We start from the raw sequence: 22,521 nt of genomic DNA on the forward strand, positions 1-22,521 counted from the left end.
GGCATGAGCACACGACGTCGCTGTTGTGCGCAGGCGCAGGGGCGGTCTCCGCCGCCGACGCGCTCGCGGGATGCCGGCGGCGCGTGCCCGTGGCACACTCGCGCCATGACCGCTGCCGCGACAAAGCATGGACCCATGGCGCCGCGCGCGCCCGCGCGCCGGTGCCACTCGTGAGCCCGAGGCCGGTGCTGTCCGACGTGCGCGGGAACGGCCGCCTCAGCGTCGTCGTGCCCTGTTACAACGAGCAGGCCGTCATCGCGACCACGCACCGGCGGCTCGTGGACGTGCTCGCGGGCCTGCCGGCCCCGGACTGGGAGGTCCTCTACGTCGACGACGGCAGCCGCGATGCGACGCTCACGCTGCTGCGCGATATCCAGGCCCGTGACCCGCGCGTGCGGGTGCTGTCGCTGTCGCGCAACTTCGGCCACCAGATCGCCGTGAGCGCGGGCCTGGAGGCGGCCGCCGGCGCCGCGGTGGTGCTGATCGATGCGGACCTGCAGGACCCGCCCGAGCTGATCCCGGACATGCTCGCGCGCTGGCGCGACGGCGCCGACGTCGTCTACGGGGAGCGCGCGGCCCGCGCCGGCGAGACGCGCTTCAAGCGGCTCACGGCGAGCCTCTTCTACCGACTCATCAACCGCATCTCGGCCACGCCGATCCCCATCGACACCGGCGACTTCCGGCTCATGGATCGGCGCGTGGTCGACGCGGTGCTGGCCATGCCGGAGCGCGACCGCTTTCTGCGCGGCATGGTGGCCTGGACCGGCTTCCGCCAAGAACCGATCCGCTACCAGCGGGCGGCGCGCTCCGCCGGTGAGAGCAAGTATCCGCTCGGGCGCATGCTGCGCTTCGCGGCGGACGGGCTCCTGTCGTTCTCGCTGGTGCCGCTGCGGCTGGCGGTGTACATGGGCCTCGCGGCGTCGGCACTGGCGCTGCTCGGTATCGTCTACGCGCTGGCCATGCGGCTGTTCACGGACATCTGGGTGCCGGGCTGGACGCTGCTCTTCATCGCCGTGCTCTTCCTCGGCGGGGTGCAACTGCTCGCGCTCGGCGTCATCGGCGAATACCTCGGGCGGGTCTATTGGGAGGTGAAGCGCCGACCGCTGTATCTGGTCAAGGAGCGGCTCGGCTTCGACGCCCCGCCCGAGGACAAGACCGCATGACGGCGCTGCGGTTGAGCGGCGCCGGCCGCTGGCTCAAGCCGGCGCTGGGGCTCCTGGTGACGCTGGCGTTTCTGTGGCTGATTGCGAGGCAGGTGGACGCCGCCGCCCTCGTCGGCGCCTTCGCCGGGCTTGCGCCGGCCTGGCTGTTGCTCGCGCTCGCGCTGCTCGCCGCCGACTATGCGCTGCGCATCCTGCGCTGGTGGTGGATGCTCAGGTCACTGGCGCCGGCGCTGCCCGCCCGGGCCTGCGCGTGGCCCTACCTCGCCAGCATCGCGGTCAACAACGTGCTGCCGTTTCGCGCGGGCGACGTGTTGCGGGCCTTCGGCTTCCGGCGTCAGTTGCAGTCGCCGGCCATGCGGGTGCTCGGCACGCTGGTGCTGGAGCGGCTCTTGGACATGACGACGCTGCTCGCACTCTTCTTCGTGGGCTTGCTGGCGGTGCCGACGGAGCTGTTTCCGCGCGCTATCACGCTGTCCGCCGCTTGGTTGGCGGGCACGACGGCGCTGACGCTCGCCGCCCTGCTGCTGCTCGCGCCGCGGCTGCCGGCCATAATGCAGTGGGTCGCGGAGCAGCGGGCGCTCGCGGCGCGCGGCTGGTCGGAGCGCATTGGGCACTGGGGCCAGAGCTTTGCCGAGAGCTTTGGCATCCTGCGCCGCCCGGCGGACGTGCTCGCGCTGTTCGGCCTGTCGTTCGCGATCTGGCTGCTGGAGGCGGCGCTGTTCGCCATCATCGCGCTGGCCTTCGCGGCGCCGTCCGGCCCCATTGGTGCGCTGTTCGCGATGGCCACCGGCACGCTGTCGACGCTGATCCCGAGCTCGCCCGGGTATGTCGGCACCTTCGATTACTTCACGTTGACCGCCTTCGCCGCCTATGGCGTGCCGGAGGCCGACGCCGCGGCCATCGCCTTCACCGTGCATGCGGTGCTGTGGCTGCCGCTGACGGTGCTCGGGCTCGGCTGGCTTGCGTTACGCGGGCGCGGGCTGCTGGCGCGGGCCGCGGCGGCGAAGGCGGAACAGGGGATGGCTTGATGGAAACAGATCAGGCGACGACGGCACACGTCGGCATCATCGGCGGCGGCTTCTGCGGCCTTGCGGCGGCCTACGAGCTCGGGCGCCGCGGCATCCGCGCGACGGTATTGGAGCAGGACGCAGAGCTCGGCGGGCTCGCCGGCAGCTTTGTGGTGGGCGGCGAGCGGCTGGAGAGGTTCTATCACCACTGGTTCACCAACGACCGCCACGTGATGGACCTGATCGACGATCTGGGCGCCGCCGATCAGGTGCTGCTGCGCCCGACCCGCACGGGCATGTATTACGCGAACCGCTTCCATAAGCTCTCGACGCCCCTCGACCTGCTGCGTTTCTCGGCGCTGCCCTTCCCGGACCGCATCCGCCTGGGGTTGCTGGCGCTGCGCGCCCGGCGGGTCCGCGACTGGCAGACACTGGAGCAGCGCACCGCCGCCGACTGGCTGCTTGAGCTTGGCGGCGAGCGGGTCTATCGCGTCGTCTGGGAGCCGCTGCTGCGCGGCAAGTTCGGCGCCGTCGCCGCCGAGGTCTCGGCGGTGTGGATCTGGAACAAGCTCAAGCTCCGCGGCGGCAGTCGCGGCAAGGGCGGCGCGGAGCAGCTCGCGTACTTTCGCGGCGGCTTTGCGGCACTGGCGGAGCGGCTCGCGGCGGCCATCGCCGCGCAGGGCGGCCGTGTGCACACCAGCGCCGCGGTGCGCGGCATCGAGGTCGCCGACGGGCGCGTGACGGCGCTCGACACCGCCGTCGGTCGCATCGCCGTGGACGCGGTCATTGCCACGCCCGCGCTGCCCATCGTCGCGGAGCTGCTGGCCCCGCACGTGCCGCCGGACTACCTCGCCCGGCTGGGGCGCATCCGCTACCTCGCCAACCTCTGCGTGGTGCTGGAGCTGGACCGCAGCCTGTCCGCGACCTACTGGCTCAACGTCAACGACCCAGGCTTCCCTTTCGTCGGCGTCATCGAGCACACCAATTTCGAGCCGGTGGACAGCTACGGCGGGCGGCACATCGTGTATCTGTCCAAGTACCTGCCGGAAGACGACCCGCTGTACCGCATGGATGATGCGGCGGTGGTGGACTTCACGCTCGGGCACCTGGCGCGCATGTTCCCGGACCTGCGTCCCGACTGGGTCCGCGCCGCCCACGTCTGGCGCGCGCGCTTCTCGCAGCCCATCGTCGAGCGCGGCTATGCTGGCCTAATCCCGCCGCGGAACACGCCCATCACCGGGCTCAAGCTCGCCACGATGGCGCAGATCTATCCCGAAGACCGCGGCACCAACTACGCGGTGCGCGAGGGGCGCGCGGCGGCGGCGGCGTTGGCAGCGGAGCTGGGTGCGGAGCCCGCTGCCGGCGCCCAACGTCCAGCATCCATGGCCTGACGAGACAGCTCAATCCCCAGCGGTCACCGGCTCCAGGCTGGCCCCGAACCCGGCAACCAGCGCCCGGTCCGCGTCGCCGACGGGCTTGCGCAGCAGAAACTGCGTGCCGCTCACCGCGACATAGTCGCGCTGCATGAGCTCCACCAGGCAGGGCGCATAGTCCGCCACGTCGTACCGATCCCACACCGGCCAGCGGTCCCAGACGATCAGCTTCGGCGGCGCACGCTCCAGGTCCGCGCAAGGGTCGAGCCGGTAGCCGAGCACCGGCGCGCGGTTGTAGGCCGCCTGCCACGGTAAGTAATAGTAGGCGCCGGATGACGGCAGACGCTCGATCAGCAGGTACCAGCGCGGCGAGAAGACCACGGCCAGGATCGGCTCGCCCGCCGGCACCAAGGCCTGCGCAAGACGGACGCGCTTCGCGGAGCCAGCATGCTTTTTCTCCGCGTAGGCGCGCGTCACATAGCGTCCATCGACATCGGACCAGCCCTTGATGCCAGCAAGGTAGACCGGCGCCGCGATCGCAACGAGCACCGCGAGCACGCGCAGCACGCGCACGGCGCCGGCGACGCCAGGCGCCGCCGGCGCTCGACAGATCAGGAGGCTTATCAGCGCAAGGCCGACGATCCACAGGGCCGCGTTCTTGAACACGACCTCACCTCGGGGATTCAGGAATAGGATCCCGACGAGGAAGATCACCGCGCCGCCCGGAAGCCACAGCCAGCGGAGCCGGTGCGCGCCCTGCATGGCCGCGCGCGCCTCCAGCAGAAGCGCGAGCCAGAACAATAGGATCGCCTGCAGCACCCAGCCGAGCGGGCTCTGGAAGACCTTCTCCAACTGGCGCAGCGCCACCCCGGGCTCAAAATCGATGAAGCCGGCATAGACCACCTGGTTGAACCAGAGGTGATAGACGGCGTAGCCGACCACGTCGCCGTAGCGCAGCAGCCAGAGCAGCATAAGCAGCGTCCCGGCGCCGAAGCCGGCCGCGGCGGCGAGCAGCGCCCCGCGGACATCGCGCCAAGCCAGGCCCCGCGAGCGCACTAGCAAGAGCGCCGCAAGCGTGAGCAAAACCACGGGAACGGCAAACGGATAGGCCGCGAAAACCGCAGCCGACAGGGCCGCACCGCCGGCCGCTGCCTGGAGCCTGGATGGGCAGAGGCCGAAGGACAGTGGCAGCAGCAGCAGACAGAGCGCGATGCTGATCGCCACGCCGCCCAGGGAGTGATAGAGCAGCGTATGGCCATACCAGAGCGGCGCGAGCAGGGCTACCAGCAGGCAGAACAGGCTCGCCGCCGCCACGCGCCGCAGTGCGCCCTCAAGCAGCGGACTCGCCGCCAGGGCCAATGCCGCGAGCAGCACCGTCGTCCACTGGGCGGCACGATAGGGCGCAAGCTCGATGGATCCGCTTAGCGCGTGCACGACATGTGCAAGCGCGTAGTTGAGCGGTCCGTGGTGGGCGAAGATGTCGTCGTAGAGCCGCCCGCCGCTGGCGATCATCCAGGCGGCAACGAGCTTCTCGTCCTCATCGCCCCAGTGCCAATAGTCAAGACTATCCCACGCGATCATGCCGAACCCGACCATCGCCACGCCCCCTGCGGCGAGCAGTAGGAGCGTGGGCCCGAGGTTCATGACTGAAAGCCGGTCGCCGGCATGCTGCGGCGGCCGGCGAGCGGGATCAGGCTCCGGGACGGGTCAGGCGGATTGGGAGTCATAGCCATGGACCGCCAGCGTCGGTGCCAGCGCCTCGGTCAGCTCCCGCAGCAGTGCCGGCGACACACGCTCGCGGAACTTGTGGTTCATGTCGCGAACTGCCTCGGCTGGCGCCGGGGCGGGCCGCGCGACACCGATGAAGGCGAGTAGCTCGGCAAGCGTTCCGGCCGGGTCGCTGCACAGGTCTTCGTAGCGGCAGACATGGCGGTGCCCGGCCGCGGTCCAGCCGAGTGCGGCGCCCGTGCGGTCGATCTCCGCGAGCGTTGCCTGCCAGAGTCCGCCCATGTGCCGGATCAGCGCATCTTTGTCGTACCAGGCACCGGCCGCGCGGTAGACCGCCGGCGCCGCAAGGAGCTTCCGGTGCTCCTTCTCGGCATACGAAAAGGCCACCGCCCGTCCGTCCCGCACGATATGGATGAAGCGCGCGTCCGGGAACAGCCGCGCAACGTCCATCAGCATGAAATTGATCATCGAGCTCTTGCCGAGGAATACCGGCCGGCGCCGCAGCCGCTGGTGCCAACCGAAGACGCGCCGGATGCGCTCGCCGTGCGCGGTGGGCCAGTGCGCGAGCGAGTCCGCGGTAAACTCCGCCGGCGCTTGCCACAGCGGCGGTGTCCGATGCTCGCTCGGCGCCCACGGGTAGCTGGTGGGGTGCCAGAGTTCGTTCGCCTCGCTCGGATAGGCATCGATGTCCGGATGGGCGCCGAGCAGCCGCTTAAGCACTGAGGTGCCGCTGCGGGCACAGCCGATGATGAACAGCGGTCGAGACGGCGCGATGGCGATGGGCAGCGCGGCAAGGCGCTTCGCCGCATGGACGGCCAAGGAGAAGCGGGGCGAAGGGCGCATATGCACTATACCCGGAGACGAGGGGCAGGAATCAATCGCGAGCGAAACGGCACTCGGCTAACGTGGCGCCCGCACGGGAATGGGCCGGCGGCAGCAGCAGGTCCATAGGCGGACGGCGGCCGACGCCGTGGCGGCCAGCTTAGCGCCATCGGCCCTTGCCCGTCCGGCCTGATAGAATCGACCGGCCTCACATTCGCCATCCGCACTGCCTAGAAGCAAGCTGAACCGTCCTATGCATAGGTCTAAGTCAACGGCGCCGTCGCGAAATGCGGCATGTCCCGGACTCTTCCAACGCCTTGCCGATGCACTGCGACCGGTCGCGGACACTGCATTGCGCGATCCCAAAACGCCGCCGCGCTTAACGCTGCTGCATCAGCTCATGATGCGCGTTGAATGGCACGCTGGCGATATTGACCGCGCTCGAATGCATGCGGAAGCGCTGTTGGCGGCAGGGGGTGAGCAGACGGCGGCCAAGCTCGTGATCCTGCACCAACTCAAGCAACGAGGTGAGCTGGCAGAGGCTGCCGCGCGCATTAATGCGCTACTTGACCCACTGCCGCGCCGACGAGGCGCAAGGGCCAGACTGCTGCTGCAGGCGGCGCGGATCGCGGCCGAGGCGGGGGAAATGGCAGCGGCCCGCCATTGGGCGAAACTGTTTCTGGCGCTGCGGCCCGGGCACCGGCAGGCGCTCAAGCTCTTGCACCGAGCCGGGGTCAAGATCCTGTCGCTAGATGAGCAGCGCGCGGAGATCTCTGCGTGGGTGGCTCACGGCGGCAAGATGGCGCAGGTGGCTGCACCGGCAGCCCTGCGCTTGGCCTTCCACGAGGACAAGGATTGGCGTGCAGTCATCGAGCATGCCAATCGGCTCCGCGACGACGACTTGGAGGCGACGACGCACCGGATCCTGGCGCTGGCGTTGCTGGCCGACTTCGAAGCCGCGGATGCGGCGCTGGCCAGTGCCCGCGCGGCAACGCGCGAGCGCAGCAACGTCGCAATGTTCCGGGACGAGTTGGCGCTTGCCGAGGCGAACATTGCGCAGCGCGCTGGGGACGTCCAGAAGCAGCTCGCATGCATCAACCGGCTGCTCTCCCAGCACGCGCTTGCGCCGATTGCGTTGCGGACGGACGCAAGCCCACCGCTCGCGCCCATGTCGGTCAACTGCGACCCCGCCGGTGTCGTCAGCACGGGGCCGCGGGTCGCGGTGGTAATGACCGTGTATGGCCGTGATGACGAAACGGCGCTGCGTGCGGCGGTGGGTTCGATCCTCGGGCAGTCTTACCGGAACCTGGAGCTGATACTCGTGGACGACTGCTCGCCCGACGACACGCTGTCGCTGCTGCACTCACTCGTTCGGGCGGACCCGCGCGTGCACGTCTTCCAGACGCCGGTCAACGGCGGCACCTACCGCGCAAAGAACCTCGGCATCACGCAGACCAACGCCGAGCTCGTCGCCTTTATGGACAGCGACGACTGGTCCCACCCCCAGCGCCTTGAGCGCCAGGTGCAGAGCCTGACCGCCCACGCCCAGGCCATGGCTGTTGTGCACAACAGTATCCGCATCGAGCCCGATGGTTGGATCGAGTTTCGCCAGCGGGCATCCAGGTTCGCCTACATCTCGACCATGCTGCGGCGTACCGTCATCGAGGAGCTGGGATACTTCGACGCGGTGCGGGTGAGCGGCGATGCCGAAATGATCGCCCGCATCCGCAGCTTCTACGGCCCCGAGGCGGTGCGCCATGAGCCGCTGCCGACCGTACTGATGGCGCGCCGCGCCGGCAGCCTCACCGGCGGCGGCATGCATTACATCGGCTGGCGCTCGGTGACCGGTGACCGCTGGCGTTACCACCGCGCGTTTAAGCACTGGCACCAGCGTTGCCGTGCCGACGGCCGCACGCCCTATGTCGACATCTGCCCGGCGGAACGGCCGTTCCCGGCCCCGCCGAGCGTTGTGGGGACGACCGACGCCCCGGCACCCGAACCCGAACGCGCCTGAACGACCGGTCGTGGGCAGCACTCAGACCCGCAACACCTGCGGCACCGGATAAGGCGGCGCCGGCAGCGGGTGCGGCACGTACAGGCTCCCGCCCAGGGCGAGCTGGCGGCGGTGCCAGCGCCGAAAGGCGAGGTGATGCGCCTGACGTGCGCCGCCGACGGGACGCCAGGTCATCGCGAGCGCCCCGCCGCCTGTCAGCGTGCTTGCCTGATATTGGGCGAGCAGCGTCACTGCAGGATCGACAAGCACGGCAGCGGCGCCGAAGCGCGCCTGGATCCGCTCCACGAGCTCCGTGTCGGCGCCAGCCCGCAACGGCATGAAGAAGCCAAGCGCCGCCAGCGCGCGCCTGCGCAACAGCAAGGTCTGCCATGCGGTCTTCACGGCGGTGCGCCTGAAAATGATGTGTCCGTCCGCATCCACGCGCACGTAGCGCACACAAACGGCCTCGGCGTCGGGGCGTTCCGCCAGCATCCGCACCTGGCGGGCGATGCGCTGCGGGTGGTTCCAGTCATCGCTATCGGCGAACGCAATGAGCTCGCCCGTGCACTCGACGAGCGCCGCGTTCTTCGCCAGGTAGGGTCCGCCGTTGCGAGGCATGCGCAGCAGCCGTACCCGCGCATCTGCGACCTGCCAACGAGCGAGGCGCTCAGCGGTGTCGTCCGGCGACGCATCGTCCAGCAGCAGCACTTCCAGCTTGGCGTAAGACTGCGCGAGCAGGGACGCCACGGCCATATCGAGCAGCGGACCGGCCTTGTACACCGGCATGATGACGCTCACCAGCGGGCTCTCGGGCTCGGGCGCGACCGCCGCCGCGGCTACCGGCAAGCGCAAGTCACCCGCCGCGGCGAGTGCCCGCACGGGCGCGACCGCATGCCGGGCGTTCCAGGCATTGAGTGCGGCAACCTGTCCGGCTGCGTCTGCGGTCATTCGGCATACCTCCGCCCGCGCCGCCGCCAGCTCCGCGCATGCCTGCGCACCAGCACCGGCAAGCGCGGCAAGCGCCTGCCGCCGCTCGCCGCGCCGCGCATGCGCCAGCGCTGCATGCACCCGAACAGCGCGCACCCCGGGAGGCGCCGCAGCGGCCAGCGCCAGCACCCGCGCATCGTCCCGGTCCTGGTAGTAGGCAAGAAATACGGCCAGAGGGCGGGCCGCATCGGCGTAACGCCCGCCGCGCGCGAGGTAGCCGGCCAGCTCCGCGCGCAACTCGTCCAGCGGCAGGTGGCGCGCATCGAGCAGCAGCCGGCGGTCCAGGGCCCGCGGGTGCGCGGCCGACCGGCCGGCGGCCAGCTCCAGTAGCGCGCGGGCGCGGTCGATGTGCCCTGCTTCTTCGGCGAGACGGGCGGCACCGAGCAACGTCTCGACTGCCAAGCTCGCACCGCCCTGCACGGCCGTTTCGACCTCCTCCAGCACGTTGCGCACCTCACCGCTATCCCCGGCGAGATAGGCCCTTTGCGTCCTAAGGGCGAGGAGCTCGCCCGCATCCGCAGCGCAGTCAAGCCCGCGCAGACAGTGCGCGTGCGCCGAAGCATAGTCGCCGGATTCGCCAGCTAGGCGGCTCGCCTGAAGGTGCAAGGCCGCGCCGGAAGCGGGGCAGCGTGCTAGGAAGAGCGCGAGCACAGCGTCGCGCGACGCCGCGCCACGGGCAGGCGCCAACGCCAACAACGCGCATAGGGGCTCAAGGGCGCATGGATCGCGCGCCGATGCGAGCGTTGCGGCGCGCCGGGCGAGATCGTGCTCGCCACGGCCGAGCGCGGTCGCCGCCAAGCGCGCGAGATGCCCCGGAGCGAGCACGCGCAGCAGGGGCAGCAAGAGCCGGGCGGAGACCGTCCAGAGCCTGCGCGAGAGCCCTCGCCCCAAGCTCGCCATTGTCCTCGCGCCGCGCCGCCAGGCAACGCCGCCGCCTAGAAGGCCGCCGAGCCCGGCCAACATGCGCGCTCGCTTCGGCCGGGGCGCGCGCGCGACACCTGCGCGATCAGCTGCACCCATGCCTGGCCAAGGCTCCCTGCTCCTCGAGCAGCTCCGGCGCGAAGGTCTCTATGACGCAACGCGCGCGCTGCCGCCAGGTCCGCTCCGCCATGCGCCGGCGCCCGCGCTCACCGAGCCGGGCCGCCAGCGCCGGGTCCTGTTGCAGACGGTCAAGGGCGGCGGCGACGGCGCCTGGATCATCCGGCGGCACGAGCAACGCCAGCTCGCCGCCGTCCGTGGCAGAGCGCAGAGATGGGATGTCGCTCGCGATGACGGGCCGCGCGGCGGCGAGATATTCGTAGAGCTTGAGCGAGAAGGTCCACCCCGCGGTGCGATCGGCACTGGAGTTCGGCACCAGGCAGGCGTCCGCGGCCGCGAGATAGCCGGGCAGCTCACTGTTCGGCACGAAGGGCAGCATGGAAAGATTTGGCACCGCGGCGGCGTCCGTTTGCCATGCGGCGATATCCTTCGCATCGCCGCCGATGGTCACGAAACCGTACTGCGGCCTGAGCCTTGCCGTCGCGATTAGCGTATCGATGCCCTTGTACGGCTTGAGCGAGCCGGTATAGGCAACGAGAAAGGTCCCCTCCTCGGCACGCAGCTCCATGCGCGCCCGAGCGCGCGCCGCAGGAGGCAGCTCGAAGCGCGCCACATCCACTGCGTTCGGGGTCGCCAGCACCTGCTCGGGGCGCACGCCTACTTCGCAAAAGGCTTGCTTTAGCGTCTCGGAGGTGGTCACGACGCCCTTGAGCCGCCGATAGCGGCCGAGCCGTGCCATCAGCTCCATCGTCTTGGGGTGTCCCGGTCCGTCGTGGGTCTCAAACAACAGCGGCAGGCCGTCGCGCAGCGCATAGTCGGCCGTCTCGTGGCAGCGCGTCATGAGGAGCCTCGGCCGCAGGAGTCGCGCATACCAGCGCGCGCGAGCAGAAAAGCGGCGCCAGTTGGAGCGTTCCAGCTCGCGCGGGTCGAGGTGCCAGCCCATGGGCAGGCGGTGTAGAGGAAACGGCCGGCGCACGCCATACCAGTCGAAGATGGCCGCATCGCTCGCCGCAACCGCCGCGAGCGCGCCCGGAATCACGAGCGCAAACGACGGCACGAGCGCCGCGAGCGCCTCGCTCATCTTCATGATCTGCAACGTATGCGCCCAACGCGACGGGATATTTCCGTTGGAAACATAGAGCAGGGCCGTGCGCACGCGACAATCCCCCTTGCGCTGGCCCAGCCGACGCCGGTGAGCCCTGCGGATCAGCGCGCTGTGCGCGCTTTTCGGGCGACACCCCAGCGCAGTTCCCTGAGCTCTTGCTCCATGGTGTAACCCAGGTGCGGCAGGATCAGCTCGCTGACGCGCCGCACCGTCTCGGTGGCCGCCTCGTCCTCGGAGTACCTCTCGGCCAGCGCGGGCTTGGACTGGAAATACTGCGAGCCGGCGATGCTCCAGCTCATGTCGTCCAACAGCAGAATACCGCCGGGTTTCAGCAGCATGTCCACCAACAGGACGCCGAACCCGGTCCCGTCCCAGGTGTGGCCGCCGTCGAAATAACAGAAATCGAAGCGCTGGCCTCCGGCATGAATCATCTTTTGCAGCTCCCAGGTATAGGAGCGATGCGCAATGACCGGTGTCACGCGATGCGTGAGATCGCAGGCGTCGAACAGGTCGTGAATATTGGGCTTGCGAGCAACCGCGGTCTTGAGGTCGATGGTGGTCAAGTGGCCGCGCTTTTGATCCTCCAGAATCGCAGCGATGTAGGCGCTGCTCTTGCCATGATAGAAACCGATTTCGAGGATGTTCTCGGCCTGGTTCGCGATGATCAACTCCTTGAGGGCCGCAGCTTGCGCCTCGCGCATATAGGGAACAGACGCGAACTTCTCGGTCACGAGATCAAATTTGGACATTGACGGGAAATCCTTTGGCCAGCATCGAGGAAACAAGCGCGGGAGTCTCGCACATCGGCTTGCACTCGGCCAGTTTTCGTCCGGGGCGATCGCCGCAAAGCGACCGGTTTCTTCACAAGCGATCCGAGTGTGAAAAGCGCGCCGACTTCACAAGCTCTCAGTCCAACTCCGCCTCGAACAGCGACGACGCGCCTTTGGCCACGCCGCTTGGATGGCGCAGCCGCTGTAGGATTTTGCGCCGGTCGGCCCCGGATAGGCCGGCTTCTCCGGCCCGAAGCCAATACCACCGCGCTTGCACATCGCGCACGAGCACGAGCGCGTCGGGCTCCACCTGCTCTGGCGGCAGCGGGCTTACGAGGCCGAGCGCGGCCTGGCGCATGCAGCCGGTGACGCGGGCCTGTGCTCTGGCATCGAGCTGCGCAAAGCCCCTGAGGTCTGCGAGCAGGATACCCGACGACTGCTCCAGCGCGCTACATAGGGTGGCGACCGCGGCGGCGCCATCCGCGCCCGCCTCAAAGCCCGAGGCAACGAAACGGATCGACGGCAGGTCCGCCGAGGCGGTGGCTGGGGTGGGGTCGGCCTGCAACAGGATCGCCTGCAAGTCCAAGGCAAGGCCGCACCCGGGCTTGGCGCGCGTGAGCAGGTAGAAGCGCTCGCCTCGCCGCAGCATCGGCGAGCCGTTGCCGCCATGCAGATGGGCCGCGGCAAACGGCAGGGCTTCGGGCAGCGGCGGCGGCGAGCAGGGGCGGCGACCCTCCACCGCTGCGACCAGCAGCCGATACGCATTGATGTGCGGCGAAAACCGACTGAAGACCGTCACCGCCCGGAAGACATCGGTGGCGGTACCCAAGAGCTGTCGCAACAAAGCGGCATAGACCGCAAGCGTGGCCCAATCTCCACCGTCCAGCAGCAGGCCGCGCACGATGGTGAACAAAATGAAAGCGAGCGCCACGGCGCCGCCTGTCTGCATGGTCAGCGCGCTCAGCTCCAGCGCCCAAAAGCGGTTGTGCTGGGCATCCTGGTAGCGCACGGCGATGGGCAGCTTGTAGAAGCGATCAATGTCCTTCGCGAGCGCGGCATCCGGCGCGGTGCCGGGGGCCGATTGGTCAACGCGCGCGGCGAGACCCTGCAGCTTGCGCGAGAAGTCCACACGCGTTTGGTCCACGACGTTGGAGGCATGTGCCGCAAATAGGCTCGACGGGTATTGCGCGGCCACGAGCAGGAAGCCCAGCAGCACAACCAGCGACGTGACCCAGGGGTCAAGCCACAGCAGCAGCACGAAGGCCACCGCAAACAGCATCAGCGCCGGAAAGGCGTTGGCGATAAAGCGCATGGTCCAGCCGCAGCTGCGGGGGTACTCGATGTAGTAGGGACGAAGACCGGCTTCCCCGATGAGCGCGGCGATCTCCGGCGCACACGCATCCGGCAGGCGCCCCGTTAAGCGCAGCGCCGTGCGCGTGCTTTCCTCCTGATAGCGCTGATACATGCGCAGTGCGGCCGTGCGCGCGACGTACTGACTCACGGCAATGGTCGCAAGGCCCACCAATACCGTCGCGATGAAGACACCGAGCAGCAGCACCGACTCGCGCGGATGCAAGCTGACACCGGGCAACGCGATGGCCTGGTTCTGCTCCAGGAGCCGGACATAGAGGAAAATGGCGCCGAGCAGCGCGGCATTACCGCCAAGAAACATGAGCGTTGCCAGTACGATACGGCGCCACTCGGTAGCGGCGACACGCAGGCTCTCACGCAAGAGCCAACTGAAACCGCGCAAATAGCGGCTTGCCTGGCGCGGCAGTCGGCGCGGATCCAGCATCCGTCTCACCCCCACGCGAGTGCCTTGAGGCGCGTCGCCAGCGCGGCGGCGACCACCTCCATGGCGTGCACTGAGGGCAGGCGGGATGCGCTCGGACCACAGGCGTGGCGCACGCTCACGGCCTGCATCGCGGCAATGTAGGGCTCGCCCATAGGGACCACCGCGACGTCGCCGGGCGCCGCCTCGTCCGCCAGCTCCCCGATGCCCCCCGACTCGGGCGTTGCGATCACCGGCGCGCCGCAGGCGAGGGCCTCCAGGGCGACGTTCGGCATGCCCTCGAAGCGCGACGCGAGCAGCACCGCATCGGCACGCGCGTACCAGGCCCAGGGGTTATCGACAAACCCGGCAAAGTGGACGCGCCCGGCAACGCCGAGGGCTTCCGCCTGGCGCATGAGGCCCTCGCGCCCCGGGCCGTCACCGAGTACGATCAGACGGTCGCCGGGGTGCATGTGCGGCCAACACGCGAGCAGGCGGTCGAAGCCCTTCTGCGGCACGAGCCGGCCGCTCGCGACGAAGCACCGCGCCTCGCCCACGCAGACGTCATCTGTGAGCCCGCCCGGTGCGGGCAACGGCTGCGCGCGCGCATGCCGCCGCAGCGCCGACACGTCCACGGGGTTCGGCAGCAGCATCAGACGCCGCTCGCACACGCGATAGTGCGCCCGCAGCTCCTCGGCCATACGCCGGGACGATGCGATGACGAGATCGCAGCGCCCGTACGCGAAGCGCATCCAGCGGGACAAGCCGGCGCCGGCATAGGCGAGCGAGGGCAGATTTGCCTCGCGCGCGACGAGGCGCGGGCGCCGCCGGAACGGCAAGAGGAGCCCCGCCAGTGCCGCGGTGACATAGTCCAAGGAGCTGAACAGGATGTCCGGACGCTCGCACAGAATGTGCCGGGCCAGCGCGGGCAATGCCTGGCGCAGGCGGCGTCGATGCAGGACCTTGACGCTTAGCGACCTCGGCACTGCGGGCGCGAGCGGTCCGTTGCCATCGACGACCACAAGGCTGCTCGCGATGCCCTGCGCCGCCAGTGCCTCCGCCAAGAGCAGCGTGACGCGCTCGGCGCCGCCGCCGGCAAACGAGGGCAGGACACAGAGGCAGCGCAGCGGCTCAAGTCTGCGCATCGCCTTGGGCACCCCGGTAATTCTCGACGGTCTCCGCCATGACCGCTTCCCACTGCGCCGCCACCACCGGCAGCGCCATGCGCCCGGCGAGCTCGACCGCCGCGGCGGCGAGCCGCGCCCGCAGCGGGGCATCGGTGCACAGCCGCCGAATCGCGCCCGCCAGCGCATCGACATCGTCGGTGGCGACAACCAGCCCCGTCTCGCCATCGCGAATCAGCTCCAGTGGTCCCGGCGATGCATCCGAAACGATGGCGGGGAGGCCAGCGCCGAGCGCCTCAAGCAACGCATTGGGCATGCCTTCGAAACGCGACGGCAGAACAAACACGGATGCGCGGTACAAGAATGGGAAGGGGTCCTGCCGATGACCGTGAAAGTGCACGCGACCGACAAGGTCGAGACTGCGCGCCCGCTCGGCCAGCCGCTCGCGCAGCGGGCCGTCGCCGACCAGATCCAGCTGCCAGTCCGGCAGCGCGCCGGCGACGCGCGCGAAGGCCTCCAGAAGCAGGTCGACACCCTTCTGCTCCACGAGCCGCGCCACCAGCACCAGGCGCGGTTCCCCGACGGGAACGCCCTCGGGACGAGGGGGGACGGCGAGCGGGTTGTGAACGCGGCGCAGCTTCCCGGCCGGCACCCATTCTGCCAGCGTGTCGAGGGCGCCCGCGCTGTTCGCGCTCACCATATCGGCGCGCGCGTAGATCAGCGTGCGCAGCCGTTGCCACGGCTGCCCTAGGTGCTGCACGGCGGGGTCATTGCGCTCGGAGATGAGCACCGGCACGCCGAGCCCCTCCGCCGCCAGCACGGCCTGGATGTTGGTGGCGCCGAGAAAGCTCACGATGACGCGCGGCCGCAGCGCCCTGAAGCGCAGCCGCAGCCAGCGTACCTCGCGTTTGCCGCGCACGAAGCGCTCTGCGAGGCGCGGGCTCGCGGCGGTCACGGCCGTGACCACGCCCTGGCGCAGGGCGCGGAATCCGCGCAGCAGCGGCCCTCCCAGCATCGGCTTCCAGGAAGCCTGAACGGCGCTGAGGCGCGACAGCGAGCGCTCGATGCGCCGATTCGCGCGCCGCAGCACGCCGGCGCCGGCCTCATCGGGCTGGGCCCGCGCGTAGTCCTCGCGCAGCACGCTGGTATGCAGCGCGTAGGTGTCAGGGGTTGGGAAGAGCGTGAGCAGGCCGATGCGCCATCCCGCGGCCGCCCAGTGATTCAGCAGCAGCACCACGACGCGCTGCGTGCCGCCCGCACCGAGGTGGGGCACGACGAACAGCGCATCGAGCAGCGCCGGCGCCGGCTCGCCCGCCGCCGCGAGCCGTACTGACGCCGCTCCCGGGCCGTCGTTTGCCGAGGCCAGAGTCACGCCGGCAGACAGATCGGCGAGGGGCGAGCCGCCGCCCGGTGCTCCGTTCGCAGGCGCCGGGCTCAAGGGCGTTCGGGCTCCGCCGCGGCACTCGCAAGCCGGTCGTACAGCGCCGCGACCGGAAGCAGCAGCTGGGGCCAGGTCCGCTCGCGCTGCACCCAATCGCGCCCGGCGGACGCCAACCGGCGCACGAGCGCAGGCTCGTCCAGCAGGTGTCGCAGCACGTCGCACAGCGAAGCGGCGTCGCCCTTGCGGCAGAGGAGACCGGTGACGTCGTGTTGCACCATCTCGGCCAGGGCGGCGACATCGGACGCGACGACTGCCTTCTCCATGGCCATCGCCTCCAGCGGCTTCAGCGGCGAGACGAACTCGCAAACCTCCGCAGGCGTGCGCGGGTAACAGCAGACATCCATGACCGAGTAGTAGCGCGCAACATCTTGGTGCGGCACACGCCCGGGCAGCTGAACGACATTCTGGAGGCCGAGGGCGCCCACCTGCGCCCGCAACTCAGGCATGGCCTCCCCGTCGCCCACGAGGAGTACCCGAAAGCGATCGTCGCCGTCCCGGCGCAGCTCCGCCGCGGCCGTGACGAGGTCGTCGAGACCTTCGTACGCCGCGAAGGAGCCGATGAATCCGAACACCACGCGACCGGCCAAGCCGTGGCGCTCGGTCAGCTCCGGGTCTCGCGGCAACGGGGTAAACCCGCCCATGTCGACCCCATTGGGCAGCACAGAGATGCGCCCCGCGTCAACGCCCGCGAGGATCATGCTGCGTCGCACCGCCCCGGTAATGGCCAAAGCATGGTCTGAGAGCCCCGCGGCCGACGCCTCCAGCCGATGCGACAGGCGGTACTGATCGGAATGCTCATACTCCGGCCGCTTGGACGCCTGCGTCATGTGCCAGAGGCCGCGCATCTCGTAGACACACGGCACGCCGATGCGCCGCGCGGCCACCGCGCCGGCGAGGCCCACCAGATAGTTCGACGCGCTGTGAATGACCGCCGGGCGAAACACCTTCGCCTGGGTCACGAGAACGTCGGCGGCCTTGGCAACGTAGGCGCGCGGGTCAAGCTGCCGGGAACCCACCGCGTCGGGCATGAAGCAATAGCGCACGCCGTCCACATCGGACCACTCGTCGATCCTGCCGTCGCCATCATAGTCAAAACGATCCACCGGGTAGCCCGCGCGGGCGAAACCCGCGACGTCGTAACCCAGCGCCTTGAGCTGGCGCAGAATGTAGTGGGTACGCACGCAATAGCCGCTGCTATGCAAGGGCAGACTCTGGCTCACGACATACATGATCCGGCGCGGATGTGCTGGGGCGAGCCTGGACCCTTGGGGGGACTGGGCAGCGAAACCTTGTCGCAGGAGCAGAGCCTCCGCACGCAGGCGCGAGCGAAGCTCCACCATCTCGGGCGGATCGTCTCCCTGACCCTCAAGCAGCGCGAGGGGCGCCTTGATCCGGCCCGCGCGCTGACCCGCCTTGGCCAGGTCCAGTCGGGCTGTGATGGTGTCCGCTTGTGAGAGGCATTCCTCGCCAAAGGCCAGGCCCGCCGGAGCGTCCAAGCGGGAGACCTCCCTCAAGGTGATGCGGAACAGCCGCGCCGCCTTTGTCTCGGTGAGCAGCGGGTCTCGCGCACGCAGCACGATCCTGCTTGCCGCCACCATCGCCGCAATCCCGTGCTGGTCAAGCGCCTCTTGCACCAGCGTGACAACGGCAGCGTATTCGGACCCTGCCGCACACACAGCCAGGCGTTCGACAAGCTCCGGCGGCGCCGCAGCACCATCACGCTTAGCCTGCCACGAGCCGCGCGCGGCACGGGTAGCATTGCTCAAGGTGCCGGCGATGCCGCGGCTGGCATGTCCGAAGGGAGACGTTCGCATGGTATCGCAGCCTTTCTCCGCCGGCCGACGGACCCGAACGCGCGCACCGCCTGGCGGTTGGACGAGGATGCGTGCGGGCTCGCGTGGCCGATGTCTGAATACGTGGCTCGGCGGCGGTGCTCGCCGAACGCAGCGGTTCGGTCCGTGCCGGCAAGCGGCGCGAGGCACGGAGGGCGCGGGCGGAGACGCGTTTCCGGATGCTTACCCCCTGGCCCCCGTGGCCGACGGGATTGTATCGTATCGGGTGCGCGATCGCAGATCAGGCTGGTTCTGATCAGCGCAATTTGCTACACCCGCAGGCGGTCGTGTTGAATGCGCCGCACCGCCCGGAACCCAACGGGCCGCCGCAGCGGCCCGGCGCGGGTCGCGGCCTCGCGATCCCAGAACCTCGGAGACAAGCAGCAGCCGATGAACCTCGACGACGTCTGGATCATGGTGCCCGCGCGCGGCGGCTCCCGAGGACTCCCACGCAAGAACGCGCGCCTCCTCGGCGGCAAGCCGCTCCTGTGGTGGGTGCTAGACGCGGCCCTCGGCGCCGTGGCGGGCGAACGGATCGTGGTCGTCACCGATGACGACGAGATCGACGCCCTCGCCTGCGCCAAGGGCGTACGCGTCGTCCGGGAGCCCGAGACCACGGGCCGGGCAACGCTCGACGACGTCGCGCTGCGGACCGCCGCGGACCTCTTCGCGTTTGGCGCCAAGGCAACAGACATCCTGCTCACGCTGCAGCCAACATGCCCATTCGTGCGTAGCGCGCGCATCGGCGAGGCCGCCCTGGCCCTGGAGAACGGTGCGGGCTCCGTCGTCACCGTTGCCGATGACCGGCATCTGGGCTGGCGCCTCGGCGCGGACGGGCAGCCGACGCCGGACTATGCGGCCCGCGTCAACCGCCAGCAGCTGCCGGCGCAGTACCGCGAGACCGGGGCCGTGATCGGCTGTCGCCTCGGTGCGCTCCAGCAACAAGGCACGCGCATCTTGCCGCCGATCCGCCTTCTCGGGCTGGACAAGGCCGAGGCCCTCGATATCGACGACTTCCATGACTGGGCCATCGCGCGCGAGATCGCTTCGCGCCGCCGCATCCTCATCCGCGCCGACGCCGGCGTGACGCTCGGTATGGGGCATGCCTACCGAGCGCTGGCGTTGGCGCAGGAACTCGCGCGCCATGCCATCACGCTCGCTACGGCGCGGGCGGGGCGCCTCGGCCATGCGCTGCTGTCGCAGTATCCCTTTGAGGTCGTCGAGGTGGATGGGGATGCCGACTTCATCGCGCTGGCGGCGGAGCGTCGCCCCGACCTGATCGTGCTCGATCAGCTCGATACCACCGCGGCGTACGTACAGGCACTTCAGGCTAAGGAGCGGCACGTCGTCACCTTCGAAGACCAAGGGACGGGCGCGCTGCGGGCAGACCTGCTGGTGTCGGACCTGTACGAGAACCTGGCGGTACCGGGCGAGCGCCAGCTCTCGGGCATCGAAAACGCGATCCTCGCGCCGAGCTTCGAGACGCTGCGCGAGCCCGCGCCCTTTCGCGAAGACGTCGCGTCCATCCTGGTCGTGTTCGGGGGCACCGACCCGTCGAACCTCACGCACAAGGCGCTTGCCGCGCTGGCCGCAGCGCAGTTCGCGGGCGAGGTGCATGTCATCGCGGGGCCGGGCAACCGACAGGCGGGCGCACTCGACACGCATGGGCTGCGGGCCAGGGTTCACAGCGGCGTCAAGTACATGCCAGGCCTCTTCCGACAGGTGGACCTCGCGCTCTCGAGCGCCGGTCGCACGATCACCGAGCTGCTCTGCTGCGGCATTCCGGTGCTGTGCATGTGCCAAAACGACAAAGAGCTGACGCACACCCACGCCTCGGCCCGCCACGGCGTCATCAACTTGGGTCTGGGCTCGCTTGTGGACGTCCAGACACTCGCGGCGCACATACAGCGGCTCTGCACCGCATCGGGGCTCCGGCAGCTGCTGCGCGAGCGCGCGATCCACGAGACCCGATCACGAGCGAATGCCGCCGTGATCGGCCGGATCATGCAGCGCATTGGCTGGGCCGAGCCAGGCGCCTGCGGCTGACCCCGGGGCTCGACAGGGTGTCAGCTACAGGCTGTCGAGGAAGCGCCTCATATCCACAAACCGCTCGCGCATCCGTTCGATGCTGTGGGCGATGACCTCCCCGCGCGTGTCGAAAACGCTCTCCACTGCGGCGATAGCCGGTGCGACATCGGCCCCGGACAGGGTGACGCTCGGCGCCCCGAGCGCAATGGCCTGGGCGATGCCGCGCGCATCCTCATTGAGGAGCACCGACGCCTTGCGAACAGACAGGCAATGCAGGTGCGCATGCACGCGGTAACCTACGTGCAGATCCGCACCGCCGTAGAGGCGGCGCATCTTGGCCGCGCTGCCGGCAAGGCTAGCAACCCTCCAGCCCCGGCGCAGGGCGCGGGCCGCGAGCAACAGGTTTGCGCGCCCCGTTTCCCGACCGCGCGCCGTGTAGGCCGGGACCAGCCCGTGGTGGAAGCTCAAGCTGCGCGTCGCCCGCGGAAAACGCGCCGTCAGCCAGTCCAGCAGCGGCGCCGTGGCCGGGCTTGGCCGGGCTGGCATGCTCAGCACCACGGACCGCGGCGACGCGCAAAAGGCATAAGGTGATTCAAGATGCGCGAGGTCGTACCAGACCGGGCAGCCCGTCATGCAGACGTTGGTCGCACCCGCGCGGGCGAGCACGTCGACGGTGAGCGGATCGCGCGCGCTCGAGAACGGGATACGCGCATGCATCGCGCGCACGAAGTCCAGCGCCTCGTCGTTGAACCGGAAGGCGTCGACATCGGCCTTGATATTGGCCTTCCAGCCGAGCCCGTAGGGGATCACCGGCGGTTTGACGCGTCCGACCTCAAGCGGATAGATCCCGGGGTAAATATGCTTCTGGTATGCCGGGCCGCCGGTCAGAAGGACCGCCCGCGCGCGGTTGAAGAGCGTGTAGTGGTCAGCGGTGATGCTGGAGCGGTCGACATTGACGATATCGTCGTCCACATAAGTGCGCAGCAGGCTCCGCGCGCACTCCCCGATGAGGTGGTCGCCCGCGTTGCGATAGGCCCCGGTGATAGTGACGATCACAGCAGGTCCGCCCAGTCGAGCGGCACGCCGGCGGCAACGGCGTGGCGTAGCCGGCGCCCGACAACCCTGTCCCAATGCTGGATCTCGATGCCGAGGTTGGATCGCAGCGCCACGAGATCCTCCTCACGGAGCGCTTGACCCGCGGCGAGCCCGGCGGCGGCGACGATGCGCCGCCTGGCGTTGGCGATGGCGAGCGACTCCGCAGCGAGCTCGCGCGATCCGCCGTCGCCGTAGAGCTCTCGCAGTTGCGAGAGCCGCGCGACAAAGCGCGCCAAGTCGGTCGCGTTCATGGCGTGATAGTGGTCGTTGCCGGACGCCGTCTTGTCGTCGGTGAAGTGCTTTTCCAGCACCAGAGCCCCGAGCACCGCGGCGAGCTCGAGCGCCGGCATGGCGCCGTCCGCGCCCAGCTTGACATGATCCGAATAGCCCATCGCACAGTCGTCGCCGAAGAGCCGCGCTAGCCTCGGGATCTGGCCTAGCTGCGCGCGCTGCGGGGGCGTCGGATAGTTCAGCACGCAGTGCAGCAGGGCGCACCGCGGCGCGCCGTGCGCGCGCAGCTCCTGCACCGCAACGGCAATCTCATCGGGGCGCGACGCCCCCACGGACAGCAGCACCGGTTTCTGCTGCCGGGCCACCTTGCGCAGCAGCGGGATGTTCGTGAGGTCCGCCGACGCGACCTTGAGCGCCGGCCCGAGCGGCGCCAAGAGGTCCACGGCACCGAGGTCGAACGGCGTCGACAGGAAATCGATGCCGCAATCCCGGCAGTGCTCCGCGAGGTGGCAATAATCTGCATCGTCGAAGCTGTCCCAGCGTCGAAACAGCTCGAACTGGCTATCGGCGGGCTCCTCGGAGCGATCCCAATAGGCCGGACTGTTGTCGCGCGTGGCCAAGAGCTCGGCCTTGTAGGTTTGAAACTTGGCAGCGTGGCCCCCGGCCTGCGCCACCGCTTCGATCATCCGCTTGGCGCGGTCGAGGTCGCCTTCGTGATTGACCCCGATCTCGGCCACGATATACGGACGCAGATAGCCGGCGGTGAGCCCGCCGATGGTGAAGCCTGGCTCATGCATGGATGGACTCGTTTCGGTATTGGAGCTGCGCTCGTTGCTATTGCCATGCTCGCAATCGTGCGGCGTGCGATGACGGGAACGCTGGCGCAGTCCGATTGCGGCCGCAATGGCCAATGAATCGGCATCTCCTGAGGATGTACCGATGGATTGGCCTTCCTGGCCGTAACTCGGACGGAGCCGGAGCGCGGGAAACGCCGAGTCCTTTCGCATTCCCCT

16 protein-coding genes are annotated in these 22,521 nt (G+C 69.3%); 5 read left to right on the forward strand and 11 right to left on the reverse strand.

Annotated elements, in window-relative coordinates:
* The first annotated feature begins 83 nt into the window (after positions 1-83).
* From ML01_RS01780 to ML01_RS01790, 3 genes are read left to right on the forward strand one after another with little or no spacing between them, the layout of a single operon-like run.
* A complete protein-coding gene (locus tag ML01_RS01780) occupies positions 84-1,163 on the forward strand; it encodes a glycosyltransferase family 2 protein (RefSeq protein WP_216819089.1) in 1,080 nt (359 codons plus the stop codon).
* Complete coding sequence (locus ML01_RS01785) at positions 1,160-2,191, forward strand: lysylphosphatidylglycerol synthase transmembrane domain-containing protein (RefSeq protein WP_058553677.1); 1,032 nt, start codon at positions 1,160-1,162, stop codon at positions 2,189-2,191. Before ML01_RS01780 ends, ML01_RS01785 begins: the two co-directional genes overlap by 4 nt.
* Positions 2,191-3,561 (forward strand): NAD(P)/FAD-dependent oxidoreductase, encoded by a 1,371-nt coding sequence (locus ML01_RS01790; RefSeq protein WP_058553678.1) that lies wholly within the window; start codon positions 2,191-2,193, stop codon positions 3,559-3,561. Before ML01_RS01785 ends, ML01_RS01790 begins: the two co-directional genes overlap by 1 nt.
* Before the next feature lie 9 nt (positions 3,562-3,570).
* On the opposite strand, the gene ML01_RS01795 is transcribed toward ML01_RS01790, so the two are convergent.
* Together ML01_RS01795 and ML01_RS01800 are read right to left on the reverse strand one after the other, a co-directional pair.
* Positions 3,571-5,187: a hypothetical protein gene (locus tag ML01_RS01795; protein WP_058553679.1), complete on the reverse strand. Its 1,617-nt coding sequence runs from the start codon at positions 5,185-5,187 to the stop codon at positions 3,571-3,573.
* Positions 5,188-5,250: 63 nt separating this feature from the next.
* The gene (locus ML01_RS01800) at positions 5,251-6,114 is read right to left on the reverse strand and encodes a sulfotransferase (RefSeq protein WP_082673851.1); all 864 of its coding nucleotides are present in this window, start codon (positions 6,112-6,114) and stop codon (positions 5,251-5,253) included.
* A gap of 424 nt (positions 6,115-6,538) precedes the next feature.
* Between ML01_RS01800 and ML01_RS01805 the strand changes: the two genes are divergently transcribed.
* Complete coding sequence (locus tag ML01_RS01805; protein WP_058553681.1) at positions 6,539-8,107, forward strand: glycosyltransferase family A protein; 1,569 nt, start codon at positions 6,539-6,541, stop codon at positions 8,105-8,107.
* Between the two features lie 21 nt (positions 8,108-8,128).
* On the opposite strand, the gene ML01_RS01810 is transcribed toward ML01_RS01805, so the two are convergent.
* The 7 genes from ML01_RS01810 to ML01_RS01840 all read right to left on the reverse strand — a co-directional run bounded on the left by ML01_RS01810 (position 8,129) and on the right by ML01_RS01840 (position 18,136).
* A complete protein-coding gene (locus ML01_RS01810; RefSeq protein ID WP_156427504.1) occupies positions 8,129-9,973 on the reverse strand; it encodes a glycosyltransferase family A protein in 1,845 nt (614 codons plus the stop codon).
* A gap of 106 nt (positions 9,974-10,079) precedes the next feature.
* Entirely contained in the window at positions 10,080-11,198 is a 1,119-nt protein-coding gene (locus tag ML01_RS01815) for a glycosyltransferase (protein ID WP_216819090.1), read from the reverse strand.
* Positions 11,199-11,317: 119 nt separating this feature from the next.
* A complete protein-coding gene (locus ML01_RS01820) occupies positions 11,318-11,947 on the reverse strand; it encodes an O-methyltransferase (RefSeq protein ID WP_162267945.1) in 630 nt (209 codons plus the stop codon).
* A 175-nt stretch (positions 11,948-12,122) separates the two neighbouring features.
* Positions 12,123-13,658, reverse strand: a complete 1,536-nt coding sequence (locus tag ML01_RS01825; protein WP_216819091.1) for a hypothetical protein — start codon at positions 13,656-13,658, stop codon at positions 12,123-12,125.
* A 128-nt stretch (positions 13,659-13,786) separates the two neighbouring features.
* Entirely contained in the window at positions 13,787-14,902 is a 1,116-nt protein-coding gene (locus tag ML01_RS01830; protein WP_058553686.1) for a glycosyltransferase, read from the reverse strand.
* Positions 14,889-16,319, reverse strand: a complete 1,431-nt coding sequence (locus tag ML01_RS01835; protein ID WP_058553687.1) for a glycosyltransferase — start codon at positions 16,317-16,319, stop codon at positions 14,889-14,891. Before ML01_RS01835 ends, ML01_RS01830 begins: the two co-directional genes overlap by 14 nt.
* Positions 16,316-18,136 carry a glycosyltransferase gene (locus ML01_RS01840; protein WP_082673854.1) on the reverse strand — a complete coding sequence of 607 codons (1,821 nt, stop codon included), beginning with the start codon at positions 18,134-18,136 and terminating at the stop codon, positions 16,316-16,318. The genes ML01_RS01835 and ML01_RS01840 overlap by 4 nt, the downstream gene beginning before the upstream one ends.
* A gap of 408 nt (positions 18,137-18,544) precedes the next feature.
* On the opposite strand from ML01_RS01840, the gene ML01_RS01845 reads away from it, so the two are divergent.
* Positions 18,545-20,200, forward strand: a complete 1,656-nt coding sequence (locus ML01_RS01845; RefSeq protein WP_058553689.1) for a cytidylyltransferase domain-containing protein — start codon at positions 18,545-18,547, stop codon at positions 20,198-20,200.
* A 24-nt stretch (positions 20,201-20,224) separates the two neighbouring features.
* Here ML01_RS01845 and ML01_RS01850 read toward each other — a convergent pair whose 3' ends face one another.
* Positions 20,225-21,238, reverse strand: coding sequence for a polysaccharide pyruvyl transferase family protein (locus ML01_RS01850; RefSeq protein ID WP_058553690.1), 1,014 nt, complete (start codon positions 21,236-21,238; stop codon positions 20,225-20,227).
* Entirely contained in the window at positions 21,235-22,305 is a 1,071-nt protein-coding gene (locus tag ML01_RS01855) for an N-acetylneuraminate synthase family protein (RefSeq protein WP_058553691.1), read from the reverse strand. Before ML01_RS01855 ends, ML01_RS01850 begins: the two co-directional genes overlap by 4 nt.
* Positions 22,306-22,521: the final 216 nt, after the last annotated feature.

The sequence above is a fragment of the Thiohalocapsa sp. ML1 genome, assembly GCF_001469165.1.
Classification (GTDB): Bacteria; Pseudomonadota; Gammaproteobacteria; order Chromatiales; family Chromatiaceae; genus Thiohalocapsa.

Excerpts from the sequence above, each read along its gene's own strand:
- ML01_RS01785 (WP_058553677.1), top strand. The coding sequence starts at position 1,160 with ATGACGGCGCTGCGGTTGAGCGGCGCCGGCCGCTGGCTCAAGCCGGCG.
- ML01_RS01790 (WP_058553678.1), top strand. The coding sequence starts at position 2,191 with ATGGAAACAGATCAGGCGACGACGGCACACGTCGGCATCATCGGCGGC.
- ML01_RS01795 (WP_058553679.1), bottom strand. The coding sequence starts at position 5,187 with ATGAACCTCGGGCCCACGCTCCTACTGCTCGCCGCAGGGGGCGTGGCG.
- ML01_RS01800 (WP_082673851.1), bottom strand. The coding sequence starts at position 6,114 with ATGCGCCCTTCGCCCCGCTTCTCCTTGGCCGTCCATGCGGCGAAGCGC.
- ML01_RS01805 (WP_058553681.1), top strand. The coding sequence starts at position 6,539 with ATGCATGCGGAAGCGCTGTTGGCGGCAGGGGGTGAGCAGACGGCGGCC.
- ML01_RS01810 (WP_156427504.1), bottom strand. The coding sequence starts at position 9,973 with ATGGCGAGCTTGGGGCGAGGGCTCTCGCGCAGGCTCTGGACGGTCTCC.
- ML01_RS01815 (WP_216819090.1), bottom strand. The coding sequence starts at position 11,198 with ATGAAGATGAGCGAGGCGCTCGCGGCGCTCGTGCCGTCGTTTGCGCTC.
- ML01_RS01825 (WP_216819091.1), bottom strand. The coding sequence starts at position 13,658 with ATGTTTCTTGGCGGTAATGCCGCGCTGCTCGGCGCCATTTTCCTCTAT.
- ML01_RS01830 (WP_058553686.1), bottom strand. The coding sequence starts at position 14,902 with ATGCGCAGACTTGAGCCGCTGCGCTGCCTCTGTGTCCTGCCCTCGTTT.
- ML01_RS01840 (WP_082673854.1), bottom strand. The coding sequence starts at position 18,136 with ATGCGAACGTCTCCCTTCGGACATGCCAGCCGCGGCATCGCCGGCACC.
- ML01_RS01845 (WP_058553689.1), top strand. The coding sequence starts at position 18,545 with ATGAACCTCGACGACGTCTGGATCATGGTGCCCGCGCGCGGCGGCTCC.
- ML01_RS01855 (WP_058553691.1), bottom strand. The coding sequence starts at position 22,305 with ATGCATGAGCCAGGCTTCACCATCGGCGGGCTCACCGCCGGCTATCTG.